The 14842-nt window shown below is 36.0% G+C and carries 14 protein-coding genes and 3 other annotated features; of the genes, 2 read left to right on the forward strand and 12 right to left on the reverse strand.

The window, feature by feature from the left end:
- From pheT to MKY81_RS18605, 3 genes are all read right to left on the reverse strand, one after another.
- Nucleotides 1-2415 carry a phenylalanine--tRNA ligase subunit beta gene (gene pheT, locus MKY81_RS18595; RefSeq protein WP_341118523.1) on the reverse strand — a complete coding sequence of 805 codons (2415 nt, stop codon included), beginning with the start codon at nucleotides 2413-2415 and terminating at the stop codon, nucleotides 1-3.
- 19 nt (nucleotides 2416-2434) lie between these two features.
- A complete protein-coding gene (gene pheS / locus MKY81_RS18600; RefSeq protein ID WP_108070331.1) occupies nucleotides 2435-3472 on the reverse strand; it encodes a phenylalanine--tRNA ligase subunit alpha in 1038 nt (345 codons plus the stop codon).
- A gap of 46 nt (nucleotides 3473-3518) precedes the next feature.
- Nucleotides 3519-3752: a binding site (T-box leader), on the reverse strand.
- Nucleotides 3753-3803: 51 nt separating this feature from the next.
- Entirely contained in the window at nucleotides 3804-4559 is a 756-nt protein-coding gene (locus MKY81_RS18605) for a TrmH family RNA methyltransferase (RefSeq protein ID WP_325946355.1), read from the reverse strand.
- 122 nt (nucleotides 4560-4681) lie between these two features.
- On the opposite strand from MKY81_RS18605, the gene sspI reads away from it, so the two are divergent.
- Nucleotides 4682-4891: a small acid-soluble spore protein SspI gene (sspI, locus tag MKY81_RS18610; RefSeq protein ID WP_066227033.1), complete on the forward strand. Its 210-nt coding sequence runs from the start codon at nucleotides 4682-4684 to the stop codon at nucleotides 4889-4891.
- A 46-nt stretch (nucleotides 4892-4937) separates the two neighbouring features.
- On the opposite strand, the gene MKY81_RS18615 is transcribed toward sspI, so the two are convergent.
- On the reverse strand, nucleotides 4938-6023 hold the full coding sequence (locus MKY81_RS18615; RefSeq protein WP_341118524.1) for a M42 family metallopeptidase: 1086 nt from the start codon (nucleotides 6021-6023) through the stop codon (nucleotides 4938-4940).
- A 368-nt stretch (nucleotides 6024-6391) separates the two neighbouring features.
- On the opposite strand from MKY81_RS18615, the gene MKY81_RS18620 reads away from it, so the two are divergent.
- A complete protein-coding gene (locus MKY81_RS18620; RefSeq protein ID WP_341118525.1) occupies nucleotides 6392-6787 on the forward strand; it encodes a sigma-w pathway protein ysdB in 396 nt (131 codons plus the stop codon).
- 16 nt (nucleotides 6788-6803) lie between these two features.
- On the opposite strand, the gene MKY81_RS18625 is transcribed toward MKY81_RS18620, so the two are convergent.
- From MKY81_RS18625 to MKY81_RS18660, 8 genes are all read right to left on the reverse strand, one after another.
- Nucleotides 6804-7373 carry a TVP38/TMEM64 family protein gene (locus tag MKY81_RS18625; RefSeq protein ID WP_066227023.1) on the reverse strand — a complete coding sequence of 190 codons (570 nt, stop codon included), beginning with the start codon at nucleotides 7371-7373 and terminating at the stop codon, nucleotides 6804-6806.
- A gap of 127 nt (nucleotides 7374-7500) precedes the next feature.
- Complete coding sequence (gene rplT, locus MKY81_RS18630; protein WP_066227020.1) at nucleotides 7501-7860, reverse strand: 50S ribosomal protein L20; 360 nt, start codon at nucleotides 7858-7860, stop codon at nucleotides 7501-7503.
- A 28-nt stretch (nucleotides 7861-7888) separates the two neighbouring features.
- Nucleotides 7889-8089 carry a 50S ribosomal protein L35 gene (rpmI, locus tag MKY81_RS18635; RefSeq protein ID WP_066227015.1) on the reverse strand — a complete coding sequence of 67 codons (201 nt, stop codon included), beginning with the start codon at nucleotides 8087-8089 and terminating at the stop codon, nucleotides 7889-7891.
- Nucleotides 8090-8111: 22 nt separating this feature from the next.
- Nucleotides 8112-8615: a translation initiation factor IF-3 gene (gene infC, locus MKY81_RS18640; RefSeq protein ID WP_084347396.1), complete on the reverse strand. Its 504-nt coding sequence runs from the start codon at nucleotides 8613-8615 to the stop codon at nucleotides 8112-8114.
- 147 nt (nucleotides 8616-8762) lie between these two features.
- Nucleotides 8763-8901, reverse strand: a sequence feature (ribosomal protein L20 leader region).
- 139 nt (nucleotides 8902-9040) lie between these two features.
- On the reverse strand, nucleotides 9041-10966 hold the full coding sequence (thrS, locus tag MKY81_RS18645; RefSeq protein WP_066227010.1) for a threonine--tRNA ligase: 1926 nt from the start codon (nucleotides 10964-10966) through the stop codon (nucleotides 9041-9043).
- A 53-nt stretch (nucleotides 10967-11019) separates the two neighbouring features.
- Nucleotides 11020-11247 (reverse strand) — a binding site (T-box leader).
- Between the two features lie 80 nt (nucleotides 11248-11327).
- Nucleotides 11328-12185 carry a putative sporulation protein YtxC gene (locus MKY81_RS18650; RefSeq protein WP_066227007.1) on the reverse strand — a complete coding sequence of 286 codons (858 nt, stop codon included), beginning with the start codon at nucleotides 12183-12185 and terminating at the stop codon, nucleotides 11328-11330.
- A 93-nt stretch (nucleotides 12186-12278) separates the two neighbouring features.
- The gene (gene dnaI / locus MKY81_RS18655; protein WP_066227001.1) at nucleotides 12279-13220 is read right to left on the reverse strand and encodes a primosomal protein DnaI; all 942 of its coding nucleotides are present in this window, start codon (nucleotides 13218-13220) and stop codon (nucleotides 12279-12281) included.
- A gap of 12 nt (nucleotides 13221-13232) precedes the next feature.
- Nucleotides 13233-14615 carry a replication initiation and membrane attachment family protein gene (locus MKY81_RS18660; RefSeq protein ID WP_066226997.1) on the reverse strand — a complete coding sequence of 461 codons (1383 nt, stop codon included), beginning with the start codon at nucleotides 14613-14615 and terminating at the stop codon, nucleotides 13233-13235.
- Between the last annotated feature and the right edge of the window lie 227 nt (nucleotides 14616-14842).

Below are 14842 nucleotides of genomic sequence, written 5' to 3' on the forward strand. Positions count from 1 at the left end.
CTACCCTCTTAATTCAGCACCTGTTTGTTCTTTCACTTCCTTAAGCACTTTTTCATGTGCTTTTACGACTTCTTCATCTGTTAATGTACGATCCGGATCAAAATATTTTAATGAAAAAGCAATGGATTTTTTCCCTTGTTCCATATGTTCACCTTCATAAAGGTCAAAAATCGAAACCTCTTTTAATAATGATCCGCCCGCTGTTTCAATAATATCTTTCAATGTGCCGGCGTTCACCGTGCTATCAACCACTAATGCAATATCCCTCGTTATAGATGGGAATCGTGGAATCGACATATATTGTAATGGCTTAACATTGAACTCAAATACTGGTTTCGTCATTAGTTCAAATACATATGTTTCTTTCAAATCCAATTCCTTTTGAACTTGTGGATGAATTTGACCGATAAAACCGATTACTTCATTATCTAAAACGATTTCAGCCGTTCTTCCTGGATGCATGCCGTCAATTTGTGCAGTTTGATAAGAGATATGTTGACTTACACCAAGTTTTTCGAATAATCCTTCAACAACACCTTTTGCTACATAAAAGTCAACTGCTTTTTTCTCACCCTGCCATAGTTGAGAATGCCATAATCCAGTAATTGCTCCTGCTAAATGTTCATATTCATCAGGCTGATCATGATCCGTAGTTTTCAAAAATACTGAACCTATTTCATATATAGATACGGAATCATTTTTTCTGGCAAGATTATAGGAAACAACGTCTAATAATCCAGGTAAAATGCTTAAGCGTAAGTGGCTTCTTTCTTCACTCATCGGCATCGCTAAACGTATCGGATCTCTTTTTTCAATTGCATAATTCTTAGATTTTTCTTCGCTTGTTAATGAATAAGTGATTGCTTGATTTAAACCTGCACCTTCTAAAAATCTTTTTGCAGCACGACGTTTTCTTTGATTTTCAGTTAATCCGCCTGGTGTTGTTTCACCGGAAGGTAATGTAGTTGGAAGATTATCATATCCGTATAGACGTGCTACTTCCTCAATAAGATCTTCTTGAATCGTAATATCTCCGCGGCGGGTTGGTACTGTAATCGTAAAAATTTCACCGTCTGATTTCACGTCAAATTGTAGACGGTTAAAAATTTCAAGTACTTCATTTGAAGTAATGGTTGTTCCTAATGTTTGATTTATTTTGCTTAACGTAATTTCAATAACAGCAGGCTCAACTCGTAATGTATTTACTTCTACTACACCAGACAAAACGTCACCGGATGCGTATTTTTCCATTAATTCGGCAGCGCGCTCCGCTGCATCATGGATACGGTTCGGATCGACACCCTTTTCAAAACGGGCACTGGCTTCACTGCGTAATCCGTGGTCTTTAGACGCATTACGAACGGTTTGACCGTTAAAATAAGCCGATTCAAGTAATACGGTTGTCGTAGAATCGCTAACTTCAGAATTAGCACCACCCATAACACCCGCCATCGCAATTGGGTCTTTTCCATTTGTAATAACTAAATGAGAAGCTTTTAACGTTCTTTCGGTGTCATCAAGTGTAGTGATTTTTTCCCCTTCATGGGCTAAGCGAACAACAATTTCTTTTGAACCTAATGTATTATAGTCAAAGGCATGTAACGGTTGACCATATTCAAGTAAAATGTAATTTGTTATATCCACTACATTATTATGTGGACGGATTCCTGCTGACATTAATCTTGTTTGCATCCACAATGGCGAAGGGCCGATTTTTACATTTTTAATGATTTTCGCCACATATAGTGGATTTTCTTCCGGTGCATCGACTTTAATTGAAATATAATCGCTTGCAGCTTCAGAATCAGTTGCTTTCTCGATAGCAGGTAGTTTAACTTCCGTACCAAGAATAGCTGCTACTTCATAGGCTACACCCAACATGCTTAAACAGTCTGAACGGTTCGGTGTTAAACCTAATTCAAGAATTTTATCATCTAAATTTAACAATGCTAATGCATCAGAACCCACTTCTACATCGTTTGGAAATACAAATATTCCTTCGGCAAAATCCTTCGGAATTAGCTTTCCTTCAATCCCAAGTTCTTGCAGGGAACAAATCATCCCATTTGATTCTTCACCACGTAATTTTGATTTTTTAATTTTGAAGTTTCCCGGTAAAACAGCCCCAACAGTAGCAACGGCTACTTTTTGTCCTTTGGCAACATTTTTAGCCCCACAAATAATTTGTACTGGTGCTTCGTCGCCAAGGTCAACTAAGCATTTATTTAATTTGTCAGCATTTGGATGCTTTTCGCATTCTAATACATGACCGACAACGACGCCTTTAATAGAGGCGGCTTTATGTTCAACACTTTCTACTTCAATTCCACTTCTCGTTATTTTTTCTGCTAATTCTTCTGCGGATAGACCATTTAAGTCTACATATTCATTTAGCCATTTATATGAAACTAACATATCTTTTCCTCCCTAGCTTTTACTCATGTACAGAAAATTGTTTTAAGAAACGAGTATCATTCGTGTATAGATGGCGGATGTCATCGATTCCGTATTTCAACATCGCAATTCGTTCTGCACCGATTCCAAATGCAAATCCTGTATACTTAGTTGAATCAAATCCAGCCATTTGCAAAACATTTGGGTGAACCATTCCGGCACCTAGCATTTCAATCCAGCCTGTTTTTTTACATACATTACAGCCTTCTCCTCCACAGGAGAAACAAGATACATCCACTTCAACAGATGGCTCTGTAAATGGGAAAAAGCTTGGACGTAAGCGGATTTGGCGCTCAGCACCGAACATTTTTTTCGCAAATACTTCTAACGTGCCCTTCAAATCCCCCATTGTAATGTTTTCATCTACAACAAGACCTTCAATTTGCATAAATTGGTGGGAATGGGTTGCATCATCATTATCCCGACGATACACTTTCCCAGGACAAATAATTTTAACTGGTCCTTTTCCTTCATGTTTTTCCATCGTTCTCGCTTGAACTGGGGAAGTATGTGTTCTTAATAAAATATCTTCAGTAATATAGAAGGAATCTTGCATATCACGAGCTGGGTGTCCTTTTGGAAGGTTTAAAGCTTCAAAATTGTAGTAATCCTTTTCTACTTCCGGTCCTTCAGCTATCGTATATCCCATACCGATAAAGAAATCTTCAATTTCTTCTACTACTCTTGTTAATGGATGGTGATTACCTACTTTAACTGGGCGACCGGGAAGGGTAACATCGATCGTTTCCTCCGCTAATTGTTTTTCAACTGCGGCTTTTTCTAATGCTTCACTTTTTAACTCGATTTGCTTGCTGATTACTTCCCTTACTTCATTGGCAAGGGCACCCATTTTCGGACGTTCTTCAGCTGAAAGCTGCCCCATTCCTCTTAAAACTTCTGTTATCGGCCCTTTTTTTCCTAAATATGCAACGCGAACATCGTTTAAAGACTTTAAGTCTTCCGCTTGCTCAATTTTTGCTAAGGCTTCTCCTTGTAAATCTTTTAATTTTTGCTCCATCTTTTCTACCTCCTTTAATAAATAAGCATAAAAAAACCCCGTCCTTAGAAGGGACGAGGTTATCATCGCGGTACCACCCTAATTAGCATCAAAAAATATTATGCTCAACTTCATTAAATAACGGCTTTTCACCGAGGCATCTTTACATTTCAATAGAAACGGTCCCGATGCTGACTCCAGGGGTGAATTTCACTTAATATTCCATAAAAATGCTCCCAGTCTTTGGCATTTTCTCCCTAAATGGATCCATTAAACTACTTTTCCCTATCATTGTCTTTTATCATTTATGCAATTGTATATATTATAGTATTTTGTGAAATGAAATTCAAATTTATTTCTTTAAATAATACATTAATATTCCAGCGGCTACTGCAACGTTCAATGATTCTGCTTGTCCGTGTATTGGGATATATAAATTTTGCTTTGTTAACTCTAATAAATGTTTGGATACCCCATTCCCTTCATTTCCAACTATAAGCGCGAAAGAATCTTGTGGCTGAACTTGTTTAAAAGGGATTCCGTTTTCCAATGCCGTTCCATAGACAGGAATTTGTTCTTGTTGAAGCTTATTAATCCATTCATCTAATTGTCCCGTTAGTATATTAATATGAAAATGACTGCCTTGTGCGGAACGAATGACTTTAGGATTATATGCATCAACCGTTCCTTCTCCTAAAACAACGGCATCCAATCCAGCGGCATCTGCAGTACGGATCATTGTACCGATGTTCCCTGGGTCTTGGACTGCATCTAATAGCAAAAATGATTTTCCATTTAAGTCATTTTCAGAAGGGGTTTTCATTTGGCAAACTGCAAAAATGCCTTGGTCTGTTTCGGTATCCGAAATCGCTTTGCTAATTTCTGAAGTAATTTTTGTTACTTGAAGTCCATGAATATCCCATTCTTGAGGAATTTCGATTTCCTCACTATACATTAATTCAATGATGTCCTCTTTAAATTTTAGTGCTTCTTCAACAAGATGGAAACCTTCAACTAAATAGGAATTCGTTTTTTGACGTTCTTTTTTAGTCAATAATTTTTTCCACTGTTTCACTTGCGGATTTTTCAATGACTCGATATATTTCACTTGTATTCTCCTCTTCACTTATCAATATCTCATTATATCGTAATTTATATACATATAACATTCTAATTCGTGACATGCTAATAGCAAATGTTAAAGAAATATAATAAAAGGAGTGCTACAAAATGAACTTAAATCTCCGTAATGCCATTATTCATAATGTATCCGGAAATGACCAAGCACAATTAAAGGATACAATTGTTGATGCGATTCAAAGAGGAGAAGAAAAAATGCTGCCCGGCTTAGGTGTTTTGTTTGAAGTAATTTGGAATCATGCGGATGAACAAGAAAAGAATATGATGCTTGAGACATTAGAAGAAGGCTTAAAGCAATAAACATAGGAAAGGGCATATCCGTTTGGTTATGCCCTTTATTATATCATTACTCAAAGGTAATTTTATCCACAGTTTCACGATCAAGACGTTTAATGACTTCTGTAATTAATTTCACCGTATTTTCATAATCATCACGATGCAACATGGCTGCATGTGAGTGAATATAACGTGTTGCAATAGTAATGGCAAGTGATGGTACTCCATTTGCTGTTAAATGAATCGATCCCGCATCCGTTCCTCCACCAGGGATGGCATCGAATTGATATGGAATACTTAATTCTTCTGCTACCCCTACAACTAGATCGCGTAAACCTTTATGAGAGACCATTGATGCATCATATAAAATGATTTGTGGTCCTTCTCCCATTTTACTTAAAGCTTCTTTTTCTGTAATCCCAGGTGTATCGCCAGCAATTCCAACATCGACACCAAAGCCAATATCAGGCTTAATTTTCATAGCGGCTGTTTTTGCACCGCGAAGTCCAACTTCTTCTTGAACATTTCCGACACCGTAAACAATATTCGGATGTTTTTCGTTCTTTAGATTTTTCAATACATCAATTGCAATTGCACAGCCAATACGATTATCCCACGCTTTTGCTAGAAGCATTTTTTCATTATTCATTACCGTAAATTCAAAATAAGGAACGACCATATCCCCCGGAAGTACGCCCCATTCCAAAGCCTCTTCTTTGCTTGAAGCACCGATATCAATAAACATATCTTTAATTTCATACGGTTTTTTCCTAGCTTCAGGAGACAAGACATGTGGTGGTTTTGATCCGATGACACCAGTGAGATCTCCTTTTCTTGTAACGATCGTTACTCTTTGTGCAAGCATTACTTGAGACCACCAGCCACCGACCGTTTGGAATCGAAGAAATCCTTTGTCATCAATTTTGGTTACCATAAATCCAACTTCGTCTAAATGACCAGCAACCATAATTTTGGGACCGTTTTCATCTCCTACTTTTTTAGCAATTAAACTTCCTAAACCATCTGCAGTAATTTCATCTGAAAACGGTTCAATATATTTTTTCATTACGTCGCGTGCTTCTTTTTCATTACCCGCGATGCCCTTTGCATCCGTTAAGTCCTTGAGCATCGTCAATGTTTCATCAAGCTTTGCCATCTTATTGACCTCCAATATTAATATGTATGTACCCTAATTATTATAATAGATAAAATCAAAAAAATACAAAAATTCACCTCTATATTTTTCATAAAATAGATTGTTACTTTAAATATTTTAAACGCACAGAGTGGATTGGAGCGGAAGGCACTTGACTCCTGCGGGATCAGCTGGACAGATGAGACCCCGCAAGAGCGAAGCGATGAGGAGGCTCAGCGCCAGCCCCGCGGAAAGCAAGTGCCTGGAGCGGAAAGGAACGGTTCAATTGTTTATTCTCACAAAATTTACGAAAGCATCAAAAAAAATGAATCCTTTTTAAGTAATACACGTATGCAAAAGGTAGTAATTATTCATTGGAGGTTTAGATTATGCTTTGGTTAATAAGAATTGCCATACTTGCCTTAGTGATTTACTTTATTGCAAAAATTATTACGCACCTACGTAATCCAAAGCGAAAATTACAGCATGCACATAATGGAAAGCGCTATTTTTTTTATGATGACTCTGAAAATATTCGGAAAAACTTTCTGATTACATATAAAGGAGTTTTACTCGAAGGAGAAAAATATTTAGGACCTAAAGAAACATCCTCTAATGTATTATCCATTTTTGTTTGGCCGCATGATTTACAATTACTAAATGCACTAGACGATCAAGACTTATTATTTTTGGAAAATGAAATTAAATTAAAATATCCGAATGCAGTGATTGATTGGAAAAATCCTATCAAAGAAATTATTAGAAAACATAAAGAAAACTGCTGAATATTACAGCAGTTTTTTATGTACCAGGGAAAAATTCTTTCCATTTCATAACAATCACTTTTTCTCTTAATATAAAAAACAGAATGGACAATGCAATGAGGATAATTATAATCAGTGAAGGTGTGAATCGGGAGATGAACTGTCCAAAAACAGTATAGAACACGACGAGTGGAATATTTGTAACAAAAGATCCTTTTAAATAACTTTTAAATGTAGGATTCCTTTCAAGCAAGCAAATATTTAGCAAATGATAATGAAAAAAAGGAATTAAACGAAGGATAGCTATTTGCCCGATCGTAAGCTTCGCATACTGCCCAAAACATTTTAATTTAATTTTTAATAGCTTTTCATAGGTTTTCGGCATTTTCTTAATACATCCATAGAAAAGGACTGAAAGCAGCATTAATCCGGCTAATGAATAAATAATACCAAGTAAACTTCCGAATAATATTCCCCCTGCCATACAAACTACGGCCACTGGAATAAATAAAAATTGCCTAAGCACATGAAAAAGAATAAACATAAAAGGAGCCAATACTGCACTACCTTCTACAAATGAAAATAACATTAATAATTGCTCATTCATTTTTCTCACCACTCTCTTCTTGTCATTCTTGATGTAGACACTTTACTAAAAGATATTTAATAAATTGTTATGTTATGACAAACAAAAAAAGCCATCCTTCACAAAGAGGATGACTTTCAAAATAGCATTATTTTGTAAATTGAGCTTTTGCTTGGTTAGCAAGTTCAGTGAATGCTTTTTCATCATGAATAGCTAAATCAGCAAGCATTTTGCGGTTTACTTCAATACCAGCAAGCTTTAGTCCGTGCATTAAACGGCTGTAAGAAAGGCCATTTATACGTGCAGCTGCATTGATACGAGTAATCCAAAGCTTACGGAAGTCGCGTTTTTTCTGACGACGGTCACGATAAGCATACATATAAGATTTCATTACTTGCTCATTAGCTGTTTTATATAATGTATGTTTTGAACCGAAATAACCTTTTGCTAATTTTAATACTTTTTTACGACGTCTGCGGCTAACTATTCCGCCTTTTACACGTGGCATATTATTTCCCTCCTATATAAATCGCTCATTACTTAAGATTGTCAAGCATATGACGAATACGTTTAAAATCACCTTTAGAAACAAGTGTTGCTTTACGAAGCTTACGTTTTTGTTTAACTGTTTTATTAGCAAACATATGGCTTCTGTAAGCATGAGAACGTTTTAATTTACCTGAACCTGTTCTTTTGAAACGCTTTGCTGAGCCGCGGTGAGTTTTCATTTTTGGCATAGGATATTTCCTCCTTCAGACATTACTTTTCAGTTTTTGGTGCTAATACTAAGAACATACTTCGACCGTCCATTTTTGGTTTCGATTCAATCGTACCTAGGTCTTCACATTCCTTTGCGAAACGATCAAGAACTTTTTGACCGATTTCTTTATGTGTAATTGCACGACCTTTAAAACGAATAGAAGCTTTTACTTTATCGCCCTTTTCGAGAAACTTACGGGCATTGCGAAGCTTTGTATTAAAGTCATGTTCATCAATCGTTGGGCTCAATCGAACCTCTTTTAAGTTGATAACTTTTTGATTTTTACGTGCTTCTTTATCTTTCTTTTGTTGTTCAAATCGATATTTCCCATAGTCCATAATTTTGGCTACTGGTGGTTTTGCATTTGGAGCAACAAGTACAAGATCAAGATTCACTCGTGATGCGATCTCAATTGCTTCATTTCGAGATTTAACACCTAGCTGCTCGCCATTTTGACCAATAAGACGAACTTCTCGAGCACGAATGCCATCGTTAACCATCATATCTTTGCTAATAATTAGCCACCTCCAAGTTTTTTTTGCACAGACCCGGCTTTAAGCCGATCGCTATTAATAGAATACATCATTTGGGTGAAGAATTAAGCCGACATACCGTTTTGAACACAATTTTTAGTTAACATCGGTTTCACAAGCATTAAAAAAGTACGGGCCTTAAAAAGAACCCGCACTTTACATTCGCATGAATAGTTAAGAATGTGATGAATTTCGAAACCTGCCAACTGCAATCTTGCGTCAATCAGGCGAGAAGCGGGTGCTTCTTCTTTTCCTCAAACTAATATTCAATTTACCTTAGATAATATATCATACATCGCAATTTGATGTCAATGGCTTATAATTATTACGATTTCTTTTTGCAACATCATTTATATTATCAAAATCTTATTTCTTCCGCAACATTTTTTTGAAATTTATTTCACTACTTCATTTTTCAAATGAGCAATAAATTGTTCGAAAGGAATTGTTTCTGATTTCTGTTCACCGTATCTACGTACGTTGACTGCGTTTTCACTTACTTCATTATCTCCCACAACAAGCATATAAGGAATTTTTTGCATTTGATGCTCACGAATTTTGTAACCAATTTTTTCATTTCGCGAGTCTAACTCAACTCTAAATCCTTCAGAACGAAGCTTTTCTTCCACTTGTTTCGCATAATCAAAGTGAACATCCGGTGAAACAGGAATAACAACCGCTTGTATCGGAGCTAACCAAGTTGGAAACGCACCTTTGTACTCCTCAATTAAGTAGGCTACAAAACGTTCCATTGTTGATACAACTCCACGGTGAATAACAACCGGGCGGTGCGGCTTTCCATCTTCACCAACATATGTTAAGTCAAAGCGCTCCGGCAATAAGAAATCAAGCTGAACAGTTGAAAGTGTTTCATCTTTACCTAATGCTGTCCGCACTTGTACATCCAATTTAGGTCCGTAAAAAGCTGCTTCTCCATCTGCTTCAAAATATTCTAGTCCTAAACCATCCATAGCCTCTTTAAGCATACTTTGGGCTTTGTTCCACATTTCATCATCATCGAAGTATTTTTCTTTATCTTCAGGATCACGATACGATAGGCGGAATGAATAATCTGTAATATCAAAGTCTTTATATACGGCAATAATTAATTCAACTACCCGTTGGAATTCCTCTTTGATTTGATCAGGACGAACAAAAATATGTGCATCATTCAATGTCATTCCACGAACACGCTGTAATCCTGAAAGTGCTCCTGACATTTCATAACGGTGCATCGTACCTAGCTCCGCAATACGAATTGGCAATTCGCGATAACTATGAATGCCGTTTTTATATATCATCATATGATGAGGGCAGTTCATTGGACGAAGCACTAATTGTTCATTGTCCATTTCCATAACCGGGAACATGTCCTCTTGGTAATGATCCCAGTGACCGCTTGTTTTATATAAATCGACACTGCCCATAATTGGTGTGTATACATGATCATAACCTAGACGCTCTTCCTTGTCGACGATATAACGTTCAACAGTCCGACGAATGGTTGCACCTTTTGGCATCCATAGTGGAAGACCTTGTCCAACCTTTTGGGAAGTCGTAAATAAATTTAATTCTTTTCCGATTTTACGGTGATCTCTTTCTTTTGCTTCTTCTAAAAATTTTAAATGTTGTTCTAAATCTTCTTTCTTAAAGAAGGCTGTTCCATATACACGTTGGAGCATCTTATTATCGCTATTTCCGCGCCAGTAAGCACCAGCAATGCTTAGCAGTTTAAATTCCTTAATTTTTCCTGTCGATGGAACGTGAACCCCACGACAAAGATCAAAGAATTCACCTTGCTCATAGATTGTTACTTTCTCATCTGCAGGTATCGCGTCGATTAATTCCTGCTTATATTCGTCACCCGCAAACAGTTCTTTCGCTTCATCGCGAGTAACTTCTTTACGAACGATTTCGAGATTTTCACTAATAATTTTCTTCATTTCTTTTTCTATTTTTTGTAGATCTTCTGGGGTAATAGACACTTCAAGGTCCATATCATAGAAGAAACCATCTTCAATAACAGGTCCAACACCTAATTTAACATGTCCGAATATTCTTCTTACAGCTTGTGCCATTAAATGGGCAGTACTGTGGCGAAGCACCTCTAGAGCATCTTTATGGTCTGGTGTGACTATTTCAATTGATCCATCAACGGTAATTGGAGTACGAAAATCAATTAATTTTTCATTTACTTTCCCGGCAATTGCTTTTTTCTTTAACCCTGGACTAATGGATGCTGCAATATCTTCAGTTGTTGTTCCGGATGGAAACTCCTTAACAGCACCATCTGGAAAAGTCATCTTAATCATGTCAGACATGTTTTTTACACTCCTTTTGTTAAAAAATTATACAAATAAAAAACTCGTCCCTGGAAAGGGACGAGCTATATACACGTGGTTCCACCCTAGTTTACATATCAGAAATATGATATGACTTCGGATCATTTTTAACGGAATGGTTCCGTCAACTACTAATAGAATGCTCTTTCGCAGTTGAAGTTTAGAGGTGGTAAGTACTCATTTCGTGTTGGAAAGTTTCACCAAATCTTTCCTCTCTGGGAACCGTAAAGGAATACTGTTGTCCTCATCATTACATTTAAACTATTTACTAGTACCAATTCGTACTTTACTAATATGTACGTTATTATAGACGGTTCACAAGAGAAAATCAAGAGTGATATTACCGATTAATCATATTTTTCATTACAAGCTGCTTATCTTTCGCAAAATGCTCCTTTTTTAAAAGGATTACTCTTTCTTCGAATATATTTTGGATTGTACGAATTAAGCCATTTTCCTCCGAATCAATATATACATAAATCTTCGTTGGCGCAATGGATAATAACGGTGCGATGGTAACAGAATCAATATAAATAGGATGGTTAGTTAACAATCTTCGATCCATTAATTCGGCTATTTCTTTCTTCGTAATTTCTTTAAAATGCTCATCAAAAAATTTCCCGTAACCTTCAAAATAAATTCTTACAATTTTTATTTTCGGTTCTCGTTTCTCTAAATAATCCCTTAACGTTTGAACAAATACTTGATATTCTTGTTCCATTTTATATTCATCAATTGCCATCTCAACGTATTGGATCAATCGTTCGAAGTAGGCTTTTAATCTAAATTTAAGCAGCGAATCGAATGAAACCGATTCATGTTGTTCCAACAAAGGAAAAATAGCCTTCTGTATCATTTCTTCATCATTAATAACACCTGTGATATTAGTTAATTCCTTACGTTCACCATTGAACATTTCAATAACGATATCAAGGATATTATTCTGCTCTGACTCCTCTTTATAATAAAAATACTCATCTAGAATATCACGAACCCAATCTAATCGTTTTTTCAATACAATAAATTGTATAATTCCCTCTTGTATATCAGTAATCGAAATTAATTTGACGTCAATTGTTATAAAATATTGTTTTTGATTTTGAAAAGTCGTTTCGTGAAACCAAACCGCCTTATTTCTTTTAATAAAATATTCATGAAGCCAAATTGCATCTTCCAAATCTTTAAAAATAAAATCCAAGCATATCCCCCCTGACATGGAATTATCCATGTTATATATATATGGATTGCTTGGACAATTTAGAAGTATGGTATGAATAAAAAGGGTTGTTTTCTAGTGTCGCCGATTCGGTCCATCGATACGTACAGGCGTAGAAAGATATTTAATCCGCTCCATAATTCGTGCCGCTTTCATTTTCTCCTCTTCTCCGCGCTGTGAATAAGTAAGATGGTGCAGTAAAGCATCAAAATCAAAATTCGATGAAAAGAATGTTGGTAAATTTTCTTGCATACGAAATTGTAAAATAGACCCTAATATTTCATCTCGAGTCCAGCTTGACATAACTTCCGCCCCAATATCATCAAGCATAAGGATAGGTGATTTTTTTACCATTTCCATTTTTTCATTTACAGTATGATCCCCAAGCGATTGTTTCATTTCTCTGAAAAACTCCGGCACATAGACTATGAGTGAAGAAATTTGTTTCGTTTCCGCTAAATGGTTAGCAATAGCAGCTAATAAATACGATTTCCCAACCCCAAAGCTGCCAAATAAATATAAACCCTTCATATTATTTCCCGGTTCATATTCCCTAGCGAACTTTTCTGCATATTCAAACGCGATCGCTCTACCCGGGGTGTTAGCATTAAAATCAAAGTCAGCGATTCGAGCTTTTAAAATATCTTTAGGAACATAGATGCTTTGAATTAATTTTTCGGTTTTCTTTCTTTCATCATGATAAACTTTCCGATGACAAGGCCGGTACGTTATATCAATGGAGTTTCCGGTTAAAATAAGTTCAGGTTCATAACCTTGCATCATATTTATACATTGATCTAAGCTTTGGCATTTTTGACAATTTTTCGATTGAGAAATAAATTCATACAATTTCATTAAACTATTATTAATCATTGAACTTGTAATTCGCCCTTCATTTTCCAATAGAAATTTGCGAACATCTTCATTTTTTAAAATCTCATTTCTTTCTTCTTCATATCTCTGTTTAAAATTTGTTCGCATAGACAATTTTTTTAATGTATCATTGATTTTTTCCATTCGATTCACCTCCTATTTTTTATATTGTTGCTTTATCATTTCAAGCCGTTTTAGTTTTTCGTTAAAATCCTCTGAATTCTCTTGATTTACCGGTTTATCCTCCTTTTCATTAAACCAATCAGGAATTTTTTCCGTACGTATCGGTTTTTTCCGTTTTTCTTTTCGGTCATTTTTATTATCAGCCCACTGCTGGTATTGTTTATGCTCATTTTTAGCCAATTCCATTGCTTCTTTGACCGTTTTCACTTTTTTCCTTGACCAGTGGGAAGCAATCTTCTCTAAATAATTTTTAGTAAGTTTCATGTCTGTTTTAAGCATTACATATTGAATGAGCACATTTATGACGCCCGGCGGAAGTTGTTGTTGAAACATGATCTCTTCTATCGCTTGTAAATCGGATTTCGATGGTTCACTGCCATCAGAAATATCGATTAAAAGCTGTCTTGGTGAAATCGTTTCTAAGTAAACAATCAACTTTTCTTCCTGAGTATTCGTCTCCTCAATATTGGATCGGTAGAGGACGGGTTGTAATCGGTCAACAAGCTTAGGTAATTGTTGGGAATGTTCTAATTGGTACCAATCTCTTGCCCCTTTTCGAAGTTGTTCAATATCAATCTCTTGTTCTGCGTTAAGTGCACTTAACAATAAATTTTTCATTTCCAAAGCATTTATATTGTACAAAAACGATAGGTTAGTGATAGCAGCTTTCACCTGTTTCGTGATCGCACTCTTTGGAATGATAAGCTCATTCAGTCCCGCCATTAATAATTCAAAATCAAAGTCGGTGTTTTCTATATTTATCTTACTAGTGGAAGACCTAGAAATAAATTGTTCGTCCATTCCTATTTTACTTGCATCGTTAGCATCTGAATCTTGGAATAAATTATCTCCACTAGTTGTATACACTTCTTGAAATGTCCGAGTAATTTCTTTATATTCCTGTTTATCAACCATTTGATCAGCAAATAAATTTTTTAATCTTAAAAAATGTGTACGACCTAATTGGCGGTATAAAAAAACATTCAGCATCCCATCCGTGAAAAATTGTTCAGGAGATAACGGTGGTTGCAGTTCATAGATAAACTTTCGATCCTCTCCAACTTGTTTAACGTACGTTTTTAATAAACCAATTCCTTCTAGTTTTAAACGAGCTTCATAAATTTCTCTTAAATTTAACGATAAAAAATTCATTAAATGATAATGGGTCCACTCATCAGATAATAATCGATTATCTTCCACTTCATTCCAAAGTGTTGTGTACAGACTGTAACAGTTTGTTCCAATAAGCGGCTGATATAATAACGATATTACTTTCCGATCATATTCGTGCAAAATACCGTTTAATGACACTTGATACCGATCTACAGGTTGAACCTCACTCCACATTTGATGCATGGTTTACACTTCCTTATAAGAAAAAGCAAAAGACTAGCCAAGTGCTCTAGCCTTGTTAGGCAAGGATTTTATTTGGCAAGGAAAGTTCGCCTTGCCTCTTTTTGGCAAGGAAAGTTCGCCTTGCCTTTTTTTTGGCAAGGAAAGTTCGCCTTGCCTCTTTTTGGCAAGGAAAGTTCGCCTTGCCTTTTTTTTGGCAAGGAAAGTTCGCCTTGCCTTTTTTTTGGCAA

This window comes from Heyndrickxia sp. FSL W8-0423, assembly GCF_038009395.1.
GTDB lineage: Bacteria > Bacillota > Bacilli > Bacillales > Bacillaceae_C > Heyndrickxia > Heyndrickxia sporothermodurans.